Annotated in this window: 13 protein-coding genes and 1 tRNA gene; 5 read left to right on the forward strand and 9 right to left on the reverse strand. The window is 56.0% G+C overall.

Annotated elements, in window-relative coordinates; genetic code table 11:
• Positions 1-59: 59 nt before the first annotated feature.
• The 4 genes from HEQ34_RS01260 to HEQ34_RS01275 all read left to right on the forward strand — a co-directional run bounded on the left by HEQ34_RS01260 (position 60) and on the right by HEQ34_RS01275 (position 3,527).
• The gene (locus HEQ34_RS01260; protein ID WP_296196590.1) at positions 60-1,364 is read left to right on the forward strand and encodes a S41 family peptidase; all 1,305 of its coding nucleotides are present in this window, start codon (positions 60-62) and stop codon (positions 1,362-1,364) included.
• Positions 1,365-1,869: 505 nt separating this feature from the next.
• Complete coding sequence (locus HEQ34_RS01265) at positions 1,870-2,349, forward strand: disulfide bond formation protein B (protein WP_296196312.1); 480 nt, start codon at positions 1,870-1,872, stop codon at positions 2,347-2,349.
• Positions 2,328-2,876: a demethoxyubiquinone hydroxylase family protein gene (locus HEQ34_RS01270; protein ID WP_296196314.1), complete on the forward strand. Its 549-nt coding sequence runs from the start codon at positions 2,328-2,330 to the stop codon at positions 2,874-2,876. Before HEQ34_RS01265 ends, HEQ34_RS01270 begins: the two co-directional genes overlap by 22 nt.
• Before the next feature lie 72 nt (positions 2,877-2,948).
• Entirely contained in the window at positions 2,949-3,527 is a 579-nt protein-coding gene (locus HEQ34_RS01275; RefSeq protein ID WP_296196592.1) for a hypothetical protein, read from the forward strand.
• Between the two features lie 2 nt (positions 3,528-3,529).
• On the opposite strand, the gene HEQ34_RS01280 is transcribed toward HEQ34_RS01275, so the two are convergent.
• The 6 genes from HEQ34_RS01280 to HEQ34_RS01305 all read right to left on the reverse strand — a co-directional run bounded on the left by HEQ34_RS01280 (position 3,530) and on the right by HEQ34_RS01305 (position 13,821).
• Positions 3,530-5,281 carry a DUF885 family protein gene (locus tag HEQ34_RS01280; RefSeq protein ID WP_296196315.1) on the reverse strand — a complete coding sequence of 584 codons (1,752 nt, stop codon included), beginning with the start codon at positions 5,279-5,281 and terminating at the stop codon, positions 3,530-3,532.
• A gap of 131 nt (positions 5,282-5,412) precedes the next feature.
• Positions 5,413-9,888, reverse strand: coding sequence for a glutamate synthase large subunit (gene gltB / locus HEQ34_RS01285; protein WP_296196595.1), 4,476 nt, complete (start codon positions 9,886-9,888; stop codon positions 5,413-5,415).
• Positions 9,889-9,935: 47 nt separating this feature from the next.
• Positions 9,936-10,397 (reverse strand): hypothetical protein, encoded by a 462-nt coding sequence (locus HEQ34_RS01290; RefSeq protein WP_296196318.1) that lies wholly within the window; start codon positions 10,395-10,397, stop codon positions 9,936-9,938.
• A 101-nt stretch (positions 10,398-10,498) separates the two neighbouring features.
• Positions 10,499-11,941 carry an NAD(P)-dependent oxidoreductase gene (locus HEQ34_RS01295; RefSeq protein ID WP_296196320.1) on the reverse strand — a complete coding sequence of 481 codons (1,443 nt, stop codon included), beginning with the start codon at positions 11,939-11,941 and terminating at the stop codon, positions 10,499-10,501.
• Positions 11,942-12,100: 159 nt separating this feature from the next.
• Positions 12,101-12,901, reverse strand: coding sequence for an undecaprenyl-diphosphate phosphatase (locus HEQ34_RS01300; protein WP_296196323.1), 801 nt, complete (start codon positions 12,899-12,901; stop codon positions 12,101-12,103).
• The gene (locus HEQ34_RS01305; RefSeq protein ID WP_296196326.1) at positions 12,898-13,821 is read right to left on the reverse strand and encodes a complex I NDUFA9 subunit family protein; all 924 of its coding nucleotides are present in this window, start codon (positions 13,819-13,821) and stop codon (positions 12,898-12,900) included. The genes HEQ34_RS01300 and HEQ34_RS01305 overlap by 4 nt, the downstream gene beginning before the upstream one ends.
• Positions 13,822-14,018: 197 nt before the next feature.
• Between HEQ34_RS01305 and HEQ34_RS01310 the strand changes: the two genes are divergently transcribed.
• A tRNA-Leu gene (locus HEQ34_RS01310) sits at positions 14,019-14,105 on the forward strand.
• 244 nt (positions 14,106-14,349) lie between these two features.
• On the opposite strand, the gene HEQ34_RS01315 is transcribed toward HEQ34_RS01310, so the two are convergent.
• Genes HEQ34_RS01315 through HEQ34_RS01325 form a run of 3 tightly spaced genes read right to left on the reverse strand, consistent with a single transcriptional unit; the run spans position 14,350 to position 18,814 of the window.
• The gene (locus HEQ34_RS01315) at positions 14,350-15,858 is read right to left on the reverse strand and encodes a tryptophan halogenase family protein (RefSeq protein WP_296196329.1); all 1,509 of its coding nucleotides are present in this window, start codon (positions 15,856-15,858) and stop codon (positions 14,350-14,352) included.
• Entirely contained in the window at positions 15,858-16,799 is a 942-nt protein-coding gene (locus HEQ34_RS01320; protein WP_296196333.1) for an alpha/beta hydrolase-fold protein, read from the reverse strand. Before HEQ34_RS01320 ends, HEQ34_RS01315 begins: the two co-directional genes overlap by 1 nt.
• On the reverse strand, positions 16,799-18,814 hold the full coding sequence (locus tag HEQ34_RS01325; protein WP_296196598.1) for a glycoside hydrolase family 97 protein: 2,016 nt from the start codon (positions 18,812-18,814) through the stop codon (positions 16,799-16,801). Before HEQ34_RS01325 ends, HEQ34_RS01320 begins: the two co-directional genes overlap by 1 nt.
• Between the last annotated feature and the right edge of the window lie 25 nt (positions 18,815-18,839).

The following is an 18,839-nucleotide window of genomic DNA, read 5'->3' on the forward strand; positions in this document are numbered from 1 at the left end:
AGCACCGTTTGCTGCCCTCCACCCTTGCCATTGTCGTGGCAATCGCCGTGCCCGGCACGATGCTCGTTGCGCAAAATATGCAGCAACAACAATATCAGGCGCAGCAGATTGAGGATCTTGACCAATTCCTTGCTGTTTATCGCAAGGTCAAATCCAGCTATGTCGACAAGGTCGACGACAAAAAATTGATGGAAGGCGCAATTCAGGGGATGTTGGCCAGCCTTGATCCGCATAGCGGCTTTCTGGATCAATCTGATTTTAGCGCACTCAATACCCAGATTAAGGGCGAATATGGCGGCCTTGGGCTTTCCGTAACGCTTGAGGATGAAGCGGTAAAAGTGATGACGCCGACCAAGGACACGCCCGCCGACAAGGCAGGCATTAAGTCCGGCGACTTCATCACCCATCTGGACGGCAAGCTGATTGTGGGCGGCACCTTGGATGAAGCCGTTAAGGCCATGCGCGGCGCGCCGGGTACGACGATTAAGCTCACAATCTTCCGTCCTGGCCGCGATGCGCCATTTGACGTCACACTGACGCGCGCGATTATCGACCTGAAACCTGTGCAATGGGAAGTGAAAGACCGCATTGGCGTTATCTCCGTCACGGGCTTTTCCGAAAAGACCGGGGATGACGTTGTTGCAGCGGTCGCTGGCATAAAGAAGACGCTCGGCGGCAATCCTCTGGGTTACATCATTGACATGCGGTCCAACCCCGGCGGTATCTTGGATGAGGCGGTGGCCGTGTCCGATGCGTTTTTGACCAAGGGTGAGATTGTGTCCGAACGGGGCCGCGACCCGCGCAATGTGGGCCGCTGGTGGGCGGAACGCGCCGTTCCCGGTGACGTGACCGGCGGCGCGCCGATCATTGTGTTGGTGGATGCCGGGTCGGCTTCGGCCTCTGAAATCGTTGCGGGCGCCTTGCAAGACCATCACCGCGCCTTGGTCATGGGGGAACGCAGCTTTGGCAAGGGGTCGGTGCAAGATGTGCTCCGTTTGCCTGGGGATACGGGTGTACGCCTCACCATTGCGCGTTACCATCTGCCATCGGGCCGTTCGGTGCAGGAAGGCGGTATCAAGCCTGACATTCGCGTGCCGCAGTTGACTGACCCTGATTATAAAAGCCGTGTGTCAATCCGCGAATCTGACCTGCGCCGTCATTTGGTTAATGAATTGAAAGACAACAATAAGGATCTGGAACAAGACATCACCGACGATCCCCGCTTCGCCATGACCGCCGAACAGTTGAAGGCAAAGGGGATTGAGGATTTCCAACTCTATTACGCCATGGAAACGCTTCAGCGGCTTGGGCCCCGGACGATGAAACTGGCGGCAAAGCCGGTGAAGAGCAAAGCCAAGAATTGAGGGCGACGGTGTAGGTGGTTTTTGGTCATCCCCGCGAAGGCGGGGATCCAACACCCACCCTCTCGTAAAACCACAGAGTCTTGGGCAAGATCATCACCGCGTGATGGATCCCCGCCTTCGCGGGGATGACGACCAAGGGGCATTGAGAATCCGTTATGCTGGAGCCAAAGAGAACTTAAACCCACGTCATGCTGAACTTGTCTGTGCGCTGCACGCCTTCGGCCCCAGGATGACGAGATTCGTTCAGGATGACGAATTTGCTTTTAACACCCCGTCATGCTGAACTTGTTTCAGCATCCATCGTGCAGCAAACCCAGACGATGCGAGGCGAAATGGACCCTGAAACAAGTTCAGGGTGACGGTTTTGGGGCCGTGGCACCGTTGAGTCATCTTGGAGCCAAAGGCGTGCAGCGCACATCTTGCTTCTCCATTTTACTTTTGCTGCGACGCTGTAGTAAGATGCTCAAATACATTCATCATAACAGTTCTCTAGGTATCACCATATATGACACCAAAATTCGACAAGGCCCATATGCTGGCATTTTTGTTACCCGCTGCGTTGCTGGGGGGCGCTTATGGGTCGCAATATATTGGCGGGCTTTTCCCGTGCGAAATGTGCTGGTGGCAGCGTTATCCGCATTTTGCGGCCGTGGCGATTGCGCTGGTCGCCTTTGGCGTCAGCAACGCTGCCTATCGCAACGTCTTGGTCGCTTTGGCGGCATTGGCGATTGCCACCAGCGGCCTCATTGGCGGGTTTCATGCGGGCGTGGAATATGGCTATTGGGAAGGGCTGACGGCTTGCACCGCGACAATTTCGGGTAGCGGCGATGATCTGCTTAAGTCGATCATGAACGCCCCCTTGGTACGTTGTGACGTTGCCCCTTGGACCTTATTTGGCATTTCGCTTGCGGGGTATAATTTTCTCTTGTCGTTTGGCGGCGCAATGCTCATCTTGGCAATGATATGGCGCAGCAAGAAAATCTGAAAACCTCCGCACAGCGGACACGGGCAATGGAACGCATGATCCGCGTGAACCAAGCGGGCGAGTTTGGCGCGAAACGGATTTATGCGGGTCAGCTTGCGGTGATGGGCGACCGAACCCCTGCGGCGCGCAGCATTGCGCATATGGCCGAACAAGAGGAACGCCATCTGAACGCCTTTGACAAGATGATGGCGGAACGCGGCGTTCGCCCCACGGCCTTACACCCTATCTGGAATGTCGCGGGCTTTGCGCTTGGCGCTGTGTCTGCGGCAATCGGGCCGGAGGCGGCCATGGCGTGCACTGTCGCCGTCGAAACCGAAATCGACCGCCATTATAGCGAACAACTCGCCGAAATTGGCGACAGTGACCCCGAACTATCGGCGATGATATTGGATTTCCAAGCCGATGAGTTGGAACATAAGGCCACAGCTTTGGCGCAAGGCGCGGAACGCGCGCCTGCCTATCCGTTGATGAGCGCGTTGGTCCGCATGGGTTGCCGCACCGCCATTGCCGTGTCGAAACATATATAAGCTTCATCGCGCATTCAGCCTGCGCCGTTCAAAACAGGCCGACACATTCTTGGAGATGATCCCGTGAAAGCAATGGCCAGAATATCGCTCGTGAGCATCGCCTTGATGCTATCGGTTCAGGCGTCGGCGCAAGATGCACCGACGGCGAAGCCTGGCGATGAAAAAATTAACCAGCTTATCATCTATGGCGACGACAAATGCCCCGAAAGCGTTGGCGATGAAATCGTCGTCTGCGCGCGCATGGGCGAGGCGGACCGTTATCGCATTCCTTCATCCTTGCGCGGTAACCCCAATGACCCGCGCAACGAAGCGATGTCAGAGCGGATTAAATCCTACGAATATGTCGCGGCAAGCGGCACGATGAGCTGCTCACCATCTGGCGCTGGCGGTTTTACCGGCTGCGGCTTGGCGGAGATTAACAAGGCTTATGCCGAAAAAGCACAAGACCCCGGCATCACTTTTGGCCGCTTGATTGCTGCCGAACGCGCCAAGCGCATGGCGGGCATTGATGCCGAAGCCGCCGAAGTTGAGGCGCGCGTTGTCGAATTTGAAAAAGGCCGCGCCGAACGGGAAGCCAAGTTGCAGGCTGAGTTAGATGCCAAAGAAGCGGCCAATGCAGAGGCCGATCCGCTTCCGCAGCCGAAAAGCTAAAATTAGCGCGTCGCTTTTTCCGCCGCGACCCAGTCCTTAATCTGCTGCTCAAGCACGTCCAGTGGCACAGACCCTTGTCCAAGCACCGCATCATGGAACGCGGCCAGATCAAATTTCGGCCCGAGTTCCTTGTTCGCCATATTGCGCAATTCGCGGATTTTCAGCTCGCCCAATTTGTACGCGAGCGCCTGACCGGGCCAGCTGATATACCGGTTTACCTCCGCCTCGATATTCGCGGCGGACAGGGCGCTGTTGTCGGTCATGAAGGCGATGGCCTGCTGTTTGCTCCAACCCTTGGCATGAATGCCGGTGTCAACCACCAGGCGGCATGCGCGCCACATTTCGTAGGACAGCCGGCCCATATCCTTGGCAGGCGTATCATATAGCCCCATTTCGATGCCAAGCCGTTCGGAATACAGCCCCCATCCTTCGGTGAACGCCGTGAACGATGCGCCATATTTGCGGAAATCGGATAAGGGCAGCTCCTGCTGCAACGCGATTTGATGATGGTGCCCCGGGACCGCCTCATGCACAGAAAGCGCTGGAATCTCCCAGAACGGGCGCTGGTTCAACTTCGACGTGTTGACAAAATAGGTGCCGGATATCCCAATTTCGGGCGACCCTGGATTATAATAAGCCGTCGTGGTTCCTTCAGCAGTCTCCGCCGGAATTTCCTTTATGCCATATGGCAAGCGGGGCAGGCGGCCGAACAGGCTGGGCATTTTGCCGTCGATGATCTTGGTCATGCGCGCGACCTTTTCCATCAACTCCTCTGGCGTTTTGGCATAATATTGCGGGTCGGTACGCAGATGTTTGATAAAGGCTTCGCGGCTGGGATAGCCTGCCTTTTTTGCGACATCGACCATTTCGGCGCGAATGCGTGATACTTCGCTCAGGCCAATTTGGTGGATTTGCTCTGCCGTCAGATTGGTGGTGGTTTCTTCGCGGATGCGAAAGGCATAATAAGCCGCGCCATCGGGCTGCGCTGACACGCCGGGGGCCTTGGCACAAGCGGGCTTGTAGCTTGCGGTGTACCACGCCAATTGTGTGTTGAGCGCCGGGTGGATGATATTGCGGATGGTTGCCTCGGCACTGGCCGCCAGCGCCGCAAAGTCACTTTCCGAAATGCTATCGGGGCGCTTGGCGGCATAAGGACCGTAGAAACGCGACCGGCGAATGTCCGACGCGATCAGGCCGCTAACGGTTCCTTCAAATCCGGTCAGTGTTTCGCACGGCTGCGTAAACCTGCCCTTGATCGCGACATTGGCGACCGCGATATTCTCGTCATTGACGCGACCATATTGCGCAAGCCGGGCATTGTAGCTTTCAAAATCTGTCTTGGTTTTGAACGGCAAGTTTCGCGACATGCTGGCGAGTTGTTGGTGCCAGCTCGAATAGGTCGTGAAGTTGATGGCGCGCTGGCCGAACTGATTGCCTTCGATCGTAGATACCAGCGACCGCCGTAATATGCCCGCCTCCACCTTCGACGCAGCGCTCAACGCATGTGCCGGAATGGCGTTCAGGCGGGTTAGAAACTTTGCCGCATCGGCGGCCCTGCGGTCCTGCGCCGCTAGGGTATAATCGCCAAGCTCATCGGCATAATCATTCACGCCGAGCGCGCTGGCGTAGACAGGCGCTTCTTTTAGCGTCGTCGCCCAGACGTCATCGACCAAAGCCGTGAGATCATCATTGGCATCGGCATAAGCAGGCGTTGAAAGCGCAAATAAGCACCCGGCGATGAATAGGCTACGCATGAATAAGGCTTCTCCGTCACAAATTGAGGTGACGCATAAAGCAGGGAAAGCGGCAATTGGCCAGCGGCGATTCTTTGCGCGCATTGGCGCGGCGGGCTGAACAGCGATGCTCAGCCTGCCGCAGTTCTTTTTTACTCCGCCGCTTCCAATGCTTCATGGTCGGACAAAGGTTGGCTCAGGCGCGTGAGCATTTCCTTTGGACAAATCTGCCAAAATTCGCCGCGCCTGCGATCCCAATCTTCCATGATTGATTTCGACCAAGCGCTGTCGGTTTTTTCGGCATGCGCGGTGATCAGGGCTTTCAGCGCCTCTTCCCAATAGACGCTTTCAAGGCGTTGCCATATGATGCTGTCCGGGTTCGCCATTTGGGTGAAGTCGCGTTCGGTATCGAGCACGAACGCCATGCCGCCGGTCATGCCAGCGCCAAAATTGCTTCCGACCTTGCCCAAGATAACTGCGATACCGCCGGTCATATATTCCAAACCATTGGACCCGCAGCCTTCAACCACGACATGCGCGCCCGAATTACGGACCGCAAAACGCTCCCCGGCTTGTCCTGCCGCGAACAAATGGCCGGATGTTGCGCCATACAGAACGGTGTTTCCGATGATGCTATTTTGCTGGCTCGCCAGCGGGCTGCTGACCGTCGGACGCAAGATGATTGTCCCGCCCGACAGGCCCTTGCCGACATAGTCATTGGCGTCGCCAAATACTTCGAGCGTAATGCCTTGGCACAAAAATGCGCCAAGCGATTGGCCAGCGGAACCACGCAAACGGACATGGACATGCCCTTCGGATAGGCCCTTCATACCATATAGCCGCGTGATTTCGGAGCTGAACCTTGTGCCCACCGCACGGTGCGTGTTGCGGACATTATAGGTTAGCTGCATCTTCTCACGCCGTTCAAACACGGGCCGCGCGTCATGGATCATCTGCGCGTCAAGGCTGTCGGGCACTTCATTGCGGAATGTCGGGATGTTGAAACGGCGCGCGCTGTCGGGCGCGTCCACCTTGGCCAATATCGGGTTGAGATCGAGATCATCGAGATGCTCGGCACCCCGGCTGACCTGGCGCAGCAGCTCTGTGCGGCCAATGACTTCATCAAGGCTGCGATAGCCAAGCTTCGCCAGTATCTCGCGCACTTCCTCGGCAATGAAGGTCATCAGGTTGATGACTTTCTCCGGTGTGCCCGTGAATTTCTTGCGCAAGGCCTCATCCTGAACGCACACGCCAACAGGGCAAGTGTTTGAATGGCATTGCCGCACCATGATACAGCCCATGGCAACAAGGCTGAGCGTGCCGATGCCAAATTCCTCAGCGCCCAAAATCGCGGCGATGACGATATCGCGTCCGGTTTTCAAACCGCCATCGGTGCGCAACTTCACGCGGTGGCGAAGGCCGTTGAGCGTGAGCACTTGGTTCGCCTCGGACAGGCCCATTTCCCATGGCGTGCCCGCATATTTGATGCTGGTTTGCGGGCTTGCACCCGTGCCGCCGACATTGCCGGAGACCAGGATGACATCGGCATGCGCCTTGGCCACACCTGCCGCAATCGTGCCAATGCCCGCCGCACTGACAAGCTTCACACAGACCCGCGCGCGCGGGTTGATCTGCTTAAGGTCGTAAATCAACTGCGCCAGATCTTCGATCGAATAAATGTCGTGATGCGGTGGCGGTGAAATCAGCGTCACGCCCGGCGTCGAGTGTCGCAGACGTGCGATCATTTCTGTCACCTTAAAGCCCGGCAACTGCCCACCTTCACCCGGCTTTGCGCCCTGCGCGACCTTGATTTCGATTTCCTCGCACGCGCCCAGATATTCGGCGGTAACACCAAAGCGGCCGCTGGCAATCTGTTTGATAACGCTGTTGGCGTTGTCGCCATTTTCATAAGGCTTGAAACGCTTGCTATCCTCGCCGCCTTCACCCGAGACGGCCTTTGCGCCGATCCGGTTCATGGCAATGGCGAGCGTTTCATGCGCCTCTGGCGACAACGCGCCAAGCGACATTCCGGGCGTGACAAAGCGTTTGCGGATTTCGGTGATCGCCTCAACCTCGTCAATCGCGACGGGTTCTTTGGCGAAGTTGAATTCCAGCAAATCGCGCAAGTAAATCGGCGGCAATTCCTTCACGCCTTGCGCAAATTGCGTGTAAGTCGAATAGCTGTCATTCGCGACGGAGCTTTGCAGCAAATGCATAAGGCCCGCAGAATAAGCATGTTCTTCGCCGCCGTCGCGTTGCTTGTAAAATCCGCCAACCGGCAGGCGCGCAACAGCCGCATCAAACGCGTCATTATGACGGTCGCGCGCGTTGACATATAATGAGTGATAACCCTCGCCCGAAATCTTGTTCGGCATGCCGGGGAAGAAGTCGTTGACCAAAGCGCGTGACAGGCCAACCGCCTCAAAATTATAACCGCCACGGTAGCTGGAGATGACCGCGATGCCCATTTTGGACATGATCTTCAACAGACCTTCGTTAATCGCTATGCGGTAATTTTCGACGGCTTGGGTCAGCGTATAGCCGCCAAGCAAGCCGCGAATATGCCGGTCGGCAATCACCGCTTCGGCAAGATAGGCGTTCACCGTGGTCGCGCCAACGCCGATGAGTACGGCGAAATAATGCGTGTCCAAGCATTCGGCAGAACGGACATTGATCGACGAATAACTGCGCAGGCCATTGCGGACCAAATGCGTGTGCACAGCCGCCGCCGCGAGGATCATCGCGATACCGACGCGGTCGGGACCGATATTTTGGTCGGTCAGGAACAGTTCGGATTTGCCCATCCGCACGGCGGCCACCGCTTCTTCGCGAATACGCGTAATGGCGGCGCGCAGGCCCTCTTGCCCGGTAGAGATATCATAAGTGCAATCAATCTCGGCACCCAATGGCCCGAACGCAGCCTTCAACCTGCGCCAATCGCGCGCCGTCAGGACTGGGCTATCCAGAACCAAGACATCGGCATTCTGGCTCTTTTCCTCCAGGATATTGGCGAGGTTCGAAAAACGCGTTTTTAGGCTCATCACATGCCGTTCGCGCAAGCTGTCGATCGGCGGGTTGGTGACTTGGCTGAAATTCTGGCGGAAGAATTGGCTGATCAGGCGGGGTTTATCGCTGATGACGGCCAGCGGGGTGTCGTCGCCCATGGACCCAATGGCTTCCTTGCCATCCTCGATCATCGGCGCGAGGATCATTTCGACATCTTCCAATGTCATGCCAGCGGCGATCTGGCGCTTCGTCAATTCCGCGCGCGACCAAGCGGGCGCGCTATCGTCGCCAGCCTCGGGCAAGTCGGTGATGCGGCGGAAACCGCCGACCAATGCGCCATAATCCTGCTCGGCAGAAATGCGGTCTTTTAATTCGCCGTCGCGGTATAATTTGCCTTCATCCAGATTGACGGCAATCATCTGCCCGGGACCAAGGCGGCCTTTTTCCAATATCGTCGTTTCGGGCAGGACAACCATTCCCGTTTCGGAGCCGATCACCAGCAAATTATCCGACGTCCGGCTGTAGCGCAACGGACGTAGCGCGTTGCGATCAACGCCAGCAACGGCCCATTGTCCATCGGTCATCGCCAAAGCGGCAGGGCCATCCCATGGCTCCATGACGCTGGACATATATTCATACATGGCGCGGTGGTTGGCGGGCAAATTGGGGTTCGACTGCCATGCTTCAGGAATCAGCATAAGCTTTGCCGTCGGCGCTTCCTTGCCCGAACGGACCAAGGTTTCGAACACCGCGTCCAATGCGGCAGTGTCCGATGATCCGGCTGGAATGACAGGCTTGATATCATCCGACTGCGCGCCAAAGGCGATGCTGGCCATCTTGATCTCGTGGCTTTTCATCCAATTCTGGTTGCCACGAATGGTGTTAATCTCGCCATTATGCGCAAGGCCGCGAAATGGCTGCGCCAACCACCATTGCGGGAAAGTGTTGGTCGAATAACGCTGATGGAAAATCGCAACGCGGCTTTCAAAGCGGTCATCTTGCAGGTCGGGGTAAAATACCGACAGCGACTCCGCAAGGAACAGGCCCTTATAGACAATCGAGCGGCACGACAGCGAACATATATAAAAATCGCGGATTTGCGCAGCGATGATCTTCTTTTCGATCCGGCGGCGGACGAGGTAGAGATTCTTTTCAAATTCGGTTGCGCCGACCTCTTCGGGCATTGGTCCGGCAATCATGATCTGCTCGATCTCGGGCCGCGTCGCTTGCGCTTTATCGCCGATCACGGAGACATCAACCGGAACCTGCCGCCAGCCATAAATGGTGTAGCCAGCGTCGATAATCTCCGCCTCAACAATCGTGCGGCAATTCTCTTGTGCGCTTAAATCGGTGCGCGGCAGGAACACCATGCCAACCGCCAACCGGTTGGGCATAGGGCGGTGGCCGCTGTCCGAAATGGCATCGTCAAAGAAACGGACCGGCAAATCGATATGCAGGCCTGCGCCATCGCCGGTCTTGCCGTCGGCATCGACCGCGCCGCGATGCCATACGGCCTTCAACGCCTCAATCCCCGCCGCCACAACCCGCCGTGAAGGCTTGCCATCGGTCGCCGCAATCAACCCAACGCCGCAGGCATCGCCTTCGGACTCAGGATGATACATGCCTTCACGGGCAAGACGTTCATGTTCGGTTGTGGGGTAGAATATGGTCACTTGGGGGTTTCAAGGTGTTTCTGGGCTTCTACCATCAATTGCATCGCTGCTTGCACGCCCGCTTTTGCACCAACGCCTTGTCCAACGGTGGTTAATTTTTGCTGTATTTTGGGCTGTGCTGCGGTCATAGATTTGCCTGCGCTCGATTCCATAAATCGGCGCATCATAAGCAAATCCGCAGGTTGAATTTCCAACACATATTGCTGTGCCGTCTGCTCAATGATGTTGGGAATTTCTGCTCGAATGCTGGCCATCATGAGTTCGCCGAATCGCTTGCCAAATGCGGCCTGCCCGCCTGGATATTTCTCACTTACTTGCTTGAGTATCTCTGCGCCATCTTCCGTTTGCCCCAATTGGCCAAGATAGCTCGACTCCATCACCGGCAGCATCTGCGCAAACAACGCGTTCAGCATTTTTTCTGTATCGCTCGCTATGAGAATTGCACGCGCATCTTCCACCGGGGTTGATGCCGCCTTAGCTTCATTTGCCGTTGCCGCTTCTGGTATGGTTGCCAGAAATAGCAGCCCAAATGCTGCCTGCTGGACGCTTTTCACTAACTTCATGCTGCAATCCTTTCATCACTGATTTTCGATTTCAAATAAGTGTGCATATGCTGCGTGACATCGCGCCCGTCAAGGATTGCCCAGACGACAAGGCTTGCGCCGCGCACGATGTCGCCAATGGCGAATACGCCGTCGAGGTTCGTCATCTGCGTATTATGGTCCACACGCACGGTGCCCCAGCGGGTGACGTTGAGGTCGGGTGCGTTGAATAACACGGGCAGGTCTTCGGCCTCAAAGCCCAAAGCCATAATCACCATATCGGCGTTCAATGTGAAGTCGCCTTCGGGGTCATTTTCCGGTGTGCGGCGGCCGGAGGCATCGGGGGCCGCAAGCCGCATCTTCGCCACATGCACGCGCTCGACTTTGCCATTGCCGTCAAAGCCCTTGGGACCCGACAGCCAGACAAATTCGACGCCTTCTTCTTCGGCATTGGTCACTTCGCGCTGTGAACCCGGCATATTCTCACGGTCGCGGCGGTAGAGGCATTTGACCGACTTTGCGCCTTGGCGGATCGCGGTGCGGACACAATCCATCGCGGTATCGCCGCCGCCAATGACGACTACGTCTTTGCCATGTGCGTTCATCGCGCCGCTTTCAAAAGCAGGCACAATGTCGCCAAAGCCCTTGCGGTTGGAGGTGGTGAGGAAATCCAGCGCCGGGACAATCCCCTCCAGCCCGATACCCGGCGTCGCAATTGCCCGCGCCTTATAGACGCCGGTCGCTATCAACACCGCGTCATGCTTTGCGCGCAAATCATCCAGCGATGCATCGCGGCCAACCTCAAAATTGGCGTGGAAGTGAATGCCTGCATCCTCCAACCGTTGGACACGGCGCATGACAATGTCTTTTTCCAGCTTGAAACCGGGGATGCCATAGGTCATCAACCCGCCCATGCGGTCATAGCGGTCATATACATGGACGTCATAACCCGCGACGCGCAGATATTCTGCGGTCGTCAGCCCGCCCGGTCCAGCGCCGATGATGCCAACCGATTGGCCGCGCGATGAACCAACTTCGACGGGTTCAACCCAGCCCTGCTCCCACGCGGTATCGGTGATGTATTTTTCAACCGAGCCAATGGTGACCGCGTCATGGCCCGAAAATTCAATAACGCAATTACCCTCGCACAAGCGATCCTGCGGGCAAATACGGCCGCAGATTTCAGGCATGGTGCTGGTCAGGCTGGACATCTCATAGGCTTCGCGCAAGCGCCCTTCGGCGGTCAGGCGTAACCAATCTGGAATATGGTTGTGCAGCGGGCAATGGACCGAGCAATAGGGCACGCCGCATTGCGAACAACGCGACGCCTGATCCGCTGCTGCGGCGGGCGCATAGCGATCTGCGATTTCGGCGAAATCTTCGGCGCGCAATTCGGCTTCCCGCTTATGCGGATAAGCCTGCGGCTTCGAAACAAATTTCAGCATCGGATCTTTTGCCACAACACGCTCCTTCAGAAGCGCTGCGCGTAACGCGGCAAACATACGCTGTCACGTGAAAATCCAATAATAGGGCAGCTTTGTTGACTAAACTAACTCATTTTGAGACGATAATTTACGCGCGCGCAATAATATTTCAAATTAATAGGTCCGTATCGGCACCTACCGCATCGTCAGCCATAGCAACGCGGCTGTTCCAACGATGATTCGGTAATAAGCAAAAGGGGCAAATCCATATTTGCCGACAATGGCGACAAACGCCTTCACCACAACCACCGCGACCAGAAACGCCATGGTAAAGCCAATGGCGATCATCCCCATGTCGTCCGCGTTCAAAAGCGCCCTGTCTTTCCACAAAGCATATACCGTTGCGGCCATCATCGTGGGCACGGCCAAGAAGAAGGAAAATTCTGCGGCGGTCTTGCGTTCAACACCCATCATCAGCCCGCCCATGATTGTCGCGCCCGACCGGCTCACACCCGGCAACATCGCGGTGCACTGGACAAGGCCAATCGCCAAAGCCGTGCCAAAGGGGATTTCCTCAACCGTGTTAAAGCGCACCGTCTTCACCACGCGCTCCAGCAATAATAGGATGATGCCGCCTACGATCAACGCGATGGCAACAATCTGCGGTGTCTGCATCGCGGCGCGAATGGCATCATAAGCCACCACGCCAATCACCACAGCAGGGGCAAAGCCCAAGAGGATGTTGCGCGTGAACGCAACGGGCCCAGCCTGCCGCTTCAACAGCCCCGTGCCCACCGCCCAAAATCTGCGCCAATATACCAATAGCACCGCCAAGATCGCGCCGAGCTGGATCGCGATTTTAAAGGCGACTGAGCTATTATCGGTGAAACCAACCAGCTCGCCCGCCAAAATAAGATGCCCAGTCGATGACACCGGCAAAAACTCAGTCAGCCCCTCAATAAAGCCGAGGAGCAACGCGATCATCGTATCGCTCATGCTGTGGGGCTACTGCCAAAGCGGCCATGCTTGCGGTAAATGTTTAACCAATCGTCGGCAATGACATCCAACGGCGTCGGCACGATGCCATAAGCGGCAAGCCCGTCGGTGCCCGTCACCACATTGTCATGGCCCAGCATCTTAAACTGGTCATCGGTAATCGGCGCGCCGGGCATCCACCCTGTTCCCTTGGCGAGCATCTTTGCAGCAATATCGGGCACTTCGATGAACAGGGGGTCCCGGCCAATCGCTTTGGCGATCCAGCGGTTCAGCTCCATCATGGAGAATATCTCCGGCCCGCCAAGCTCAAGCACGCGGCCATCCTGATGCACCAAAGCGGCGGCAACAGCTTTGGCAACGTCGCCTGCAAAGACAGGCTGGAACTTTGTGGCCGCACCGATGACGGGCACAACAGGCAACATGCGGATCAGCCCGGCAAAGCGGTTGATGAACTGGTCTTCGCGGCCGAACACAATTGACGGCCGCAAGATGACGGCGGCGGGAAATGCCGCATGCACCGCCGCTTCGCCGCCCGCTTTGCTTTGGCCATATTCGGCGTCGCTTTGTGCGTCCGCACCAATTGCGGAGATGTGGACCAAAGCGCCAACGCCGGCGTCTGCGGCGGCCTGTGCCACGATGCCCGCGCCAATATTCTGAACCGCATCCATATCGGCAAAGCTGCCCACCAGATTGACGACAGCATCGGCATCCATCACCGCGCGTTGCACGCTGGCGGGTTTGCGGATGTCGGCTGCCATTAATTGCACCTGGCCCAAATTGCCCAGCGGCTTGATATGATTGGCGCTATTGGCGTTGCGGCCCACAATACGCAGCCGCGCGCCTTGACCCAGCAGCGCCTGCGCGACGTAGCGGCCCAAAAACCCGCCGCCACCAAAAACCGTTATCAACTTGCCCTGCATATATGCTCCGTCAGCCAGCGTGAAACCCTGCGCGCGCTTTGCACCACCGCTAAGCAGCTTTCAAGGCCGACCTGTGTATGGCGGTCGCGGCGCGTGGATTTAATCCACCGCGCGCGCCGCACAGCCGTTGACAATATCACCTAATCGCTTAAAGGAGCGCGCCTACCCGACATGCGGAAATTTCCTGCATGTCTTGTGCCCGGATGGCGGAATTGGTAGACGCACCAGCTTCAGGTGCTGGCGCTGGTAACGGCGTGGAGGTTCGAGTCCTCTTCCGGGCACCAGAAATTCTGAACACATTGAACCGGATATTCTGGTTTCAGTTCAGAAACTGTCCCCGGGGCAACATCCGTTTGCATGGCAAGTTTTGGGGGAAAATCTCGTGGCTGGGAATGACCTAATTTGGGTGGAAGGGGGACAGCGGACTGGCTTCGTTTTCCGGCTTGTTTTGGGCCAGAAACGGCGTGGCAGCTTTTGGGTGTACATGCGGTAAACCGACATTATCAAACAATCATAAGCAACAACCGTTTATCCTAACGGAATTTTTAGTGCCTGCTTGTGTGACGGAAACCTCGCCGCTTGACTGGCAATAAATGCATCTATTTCGGTAAGGTTCGCCAAATCCAGTCCCTCCAAAGACACCAAAAGTTTGTCATCTGATGGGAACGTGCCATAGCCTGCAAATAGGCAGTGCCAAGACAAAGCGCTGTAATAACGGCCAATGCCAAGGCTGTGAATTTCGGCAGTGAGATCGGCGCCTGTGAACCAAGCGGTCATCAGAGTTTTTAAATTGTCCGACAAGGCATAATTGCCGGCGTTGTCGCGCCAATAATCCGAGTCATGCCGTTGGTTCATGCGATAATGGGCAACAATGTAATCACGGATGCCTTCCATGCGATCTGCCAATCCCCAATTCAGTTCGTTTGCATATTGGTTGGTTGCCCCACCTTTCTCAAAGGCTTCGATAAAGCCTTCTACTGTGGCTTGCACAATATGCAGCGCGGTCGCCTCAAGCGGCTCAATAAAACCTTGCGAAAGGCCAACAGCGAGGCAGTTGCCAACCCAGCACCGCTCCAGCCGACCAACGTTCATTTTCAGGTGTCGAGCCGGTGTTTCGCTGTCCAATAGTCCCAAATGACGCCTAAGCTCTGTTTCAGCCACGTCTGGGTCGATGTAGCGCGAGGAATACACATAACCATTACCCGCGCGGTTTGTCAGCGGAATGCGCCATGCCCAGCCTGTCGACAAGGCGGTTGCCTTTGTTTCGCTGGGAATGTCCCCAGCATCATTTGGCGTCGGCATGGCAATTGCGGAATCGTTGAATAGATTGTCGCCAAAGCTGATGAAACGTTCATTCAATGCCTTTTGAATAATCGTCCCGCCAAAGCCGCTGCAATCGACAAAGAAGTCGCCTTTTATCGCCTCATCATCCCCTATGTGCAGAGCCTTTACATGCCCTGTGTTGTCGATCTGTACATGGTTCACAGTGCGTGCGAGATGGGTGACACCAAGGACGCCAACAGCATGGTCACGCAATGTCCGCCCGACCAACGTGGCGTCAAAATGATAGCCATAGCCAATTGCGTGCGGATAGTCCGTCGCAGCTACAGGGGCGCGGCGTTCGGCGGCTATCCGGGCGAGTAAGAAGAAACGGTCGGGATGTGCCTCGACATCGCGGCCAGTGCGGCGAGCGCGGGTTTGGAAGAAAAATTTATTATCCGTAAGGTGATCCAATGCCGAATGAAACGGATGAAAATATTTTTCGAAACCAGGGCGTTCGGACCAGTTTTGAAAGCTAATGCCGGCTTTGTAGGTCGCGTAGCACTTGGGCATCCAATCAGCTTCAGCGACGCCGAGCGTATCGAAAAATGCCTTCAACTGCGGCGTTGAGCCTTCGCCCACGCCAATGATGCCAATGTCGGGCGATTCCACGACAACGATGTCATACTGCGGCCATTTCTGCGCCAGCAAGCATGCTGTCATCCAACCCGCAGTGCCGCCACCCAATATCACAAAGCGAAGCGGTGCGTCAGCCATTAGCGCCCCTGAAGCATCCAGCCAAAGATATCATCCATACGCGCAGCCCACGCATTTTCCTCATGCGGTGTGCCGACATAGACTGTGCTTTGAAAATCCTTACCCTTCTTCCATCCATTGGCGACCAAAGCGGCGTCGAGATTTTCTTGATAGGGCTGGTAAAAGGCATCCAGCGTTTCTGTGCCATGGTCAAACCAGATCCGGCGACTCTTTGGCTTGCCCAAGTCTTGCTTCACAAAGTGTCGCCATGCTGCAAAAATGTCCTGCCGCTCTGCCTGTGCCCAATTGGGATCGTCCAACGGCAAATGCGTCGAAACCGCGCCCGCCGTGCCAAACACATCGGGATATTTGCTGATCGCATAAAGCGAGATGAGACCACCCATGCTGGAGCCGATAATTCCAGTGTGCGACCGGTCTTTCTTGGTCCGAAACATCTGGTCGATTTGGGGCTTAAGGTCGAACACAATAAACCGCAGATAAGCATCGGCAATTAATGACTTGCTATTGCCCCGTGCCTCTAGCTTTGCGCGCGTTTCTGGCGAGACATAATCGAGCATTGACCGAGGAAAATACTGCCGCCACCGGTCTTCGCCGGGTTGGTCAATGCCAACGATGATGAACGGCGCGACTTTATTGGATGCAATCAGCCGCAAAGCCGATTTATCCGCTGCCCACACCTTGTTGAAGCTTGACCGCTTCGGATCGAACAGATTCTGGCCGTCATGCATATATACAACGCCATAGCGGCCTTTGCTTGCGTCATAGCCTGGTGGAAGCCAGACAACGACCTTGGGCGGTGCGATCTGGCTGGTTGTGACGGGGCCCAAGTCAACAAAGCGTCCCTGATCCTGTGCCAAAAGTTGCGTCGAGGGCCCGAACGGCAGCGCTGCTACGAGCATGGCTGTCGCGGCTAACAAAGACCGACGGCGTAACCTAATCATTAACCCTCGACCAAGCGGATTGCAAACCCGCCGCCGGGTGCGATGCGCATGTTAAGGCTGTCAGCGCTCGTCAACGTGCGGCGTTCAATGGCTATCGAGTGGCGCTTTTCAGTGCGGTAATCCGCATCGTCGCCATCGCGGTAGATTTCCGCAGTGTATTTCTTGCCCGGCGTCAGGAAATTCAGGTTGAAGGTCACATTGCGTTCTTCCTCATCGCCCACGGCACCAACATACCAGTTTTTACCGCTACGTTCCTTGCGCGCAATAGTCACAAAATCGCCTATCTCACCATTGAGTACGCGGGTATCTTCCCAATCAGTGGGTACATCACGAATGAACTTCATGGCCTCGGGATATTTGGCGTAATTTTCGGGCGTATCGGCCACCATCTGCACGGGCGAGTAAATGACGACATATAGTGCCAACTGCTTCGCGATGGTCGACAATATGTCGCTGTCGCGTTCACCCTTCAAGCTCAAGATGCCCGGCGTGAAATCCATCGGCCCTTCAAGCATGCGCGTGAAAACAACATTTGCTTCATGCTCGGGCGGGTTTTTGCCGCCCCATGCGTTATATTCCATCCCACGCATGCCTTCGCGCGCCACCCAGTTTGGATACGTACGGTGCAGGCCAGTGCCTTTCACTGGCTCATGGCTGTCAATGCCGACCTTATATTTTGCTGCGGTCTGAACCACGCGAATTTGGTGGTTCACCATCCACTGGCCCTGATGCCATTCGCGATATTGCTTGCCGTCCGCATCCTCGCGTTCCATTTGTCCAGCGTCGGTTACATAGCCTGTTTTAACGACCATGTAATTGTGGTCGGCAGCGAATTTGAACGCTTTGTCGAACTGGTTTTCATAATGCGTCGCAGCGCCGCCGGTTTCATGATGGCCAATCAGACGCACGCCCTTTTTCTTGCCATAAGCGACCAGCATATCTACATCGAAATCGTCTGTTGGTTGGGCAAAATCCATGTCATGGCCGTTACCAAACCAGTCGCCGTCCCACCCGACATTCCATCCCTCGACCAACACATGGGGAATGCTGTTCTCGGCCGCGAAGTCGATGTAGCGTTTGACATTCGCATTGGTCGCACCATGCTTTGGACCTCGTGCCCAACTCCATTCGCCCTTGATCATGTTCCACCAGACGCCAGCAAATTTGCCTGGCTTAATCCAGCTAACATCGCCTAGCTTATTGGGCTCATTCAGGTTGAGCATGAGATGGCTGTGGTAAACACCCGCTGCATCATCAGCGATGATGAGCGTGCGCCAAGGGGTATTCCATGCGCCTTTTTTTTGCACCTTGGGCTCGCCAGCGCCGGGATGGAGTGCCGCACGCAGCGTGTTGCCCTCCGTGCGGGCGACCGCCATGCCCGAATAATCTACCAACGCTGCCTCATGCAGTGCGACATGTGTGCCATCTTCGAACTTGATCGTGATTGGGGTGTCTGCATTCGCTACTGATGAAAGCGGTGTTTTATTGTAGAGATATTCTTCGCGGTTCCACAGGAAAGCTGGCTTCCACCATGCGGTTCCCGCACTCGCAAAGGAAAACTCCGTCAGTTCGTCCGCAATGTTTGCTTGTGCGAGATTGGGCTGATCGGGAAATTCGTAGCGAAAGCCAACGCCGTCGTTGTACAATCGAAAGTTGACCGTAAAGCCACGCGCCAGCGTCGTCGTCTCCTTCAGATGGACTTTTAACGCACGGTAATTGTTGCGGATGCTTTTCCATTCACCCCATGGCTGAGTCCAGCTGTCGTCATGGTCGTACGTTTCCTGTCCAGTTACGGAAAGCCTGCGGTCAATTTTTACAGCATCTGTGAAAAGGAAACCAAGCTTGGAAGGCGCGAGAACGGGCTTTCCCTTGCGGGTAATGGCGTAAGCTGCGCGGCCATCACCATCTATTGTGACATCGACCTGAACAGTACCATCTGGCGATGTTGCTGATGCCACTGACTGTGCATGAGCGACCGCAGGCACCAACGATGCCCCAAGTGCAATAGCGATCATCAGTTCGAACCGACGGCCGCTGTGG

This window comes from Sphingorhabdus sp. (assembly GCF_023910635.1).
Lineage (GTDB): Bacteria > Pseudomonadota > Alphaproteobacteria > Sphingomonadales > Sphingomonadaceae > Sphingorhabdus_B.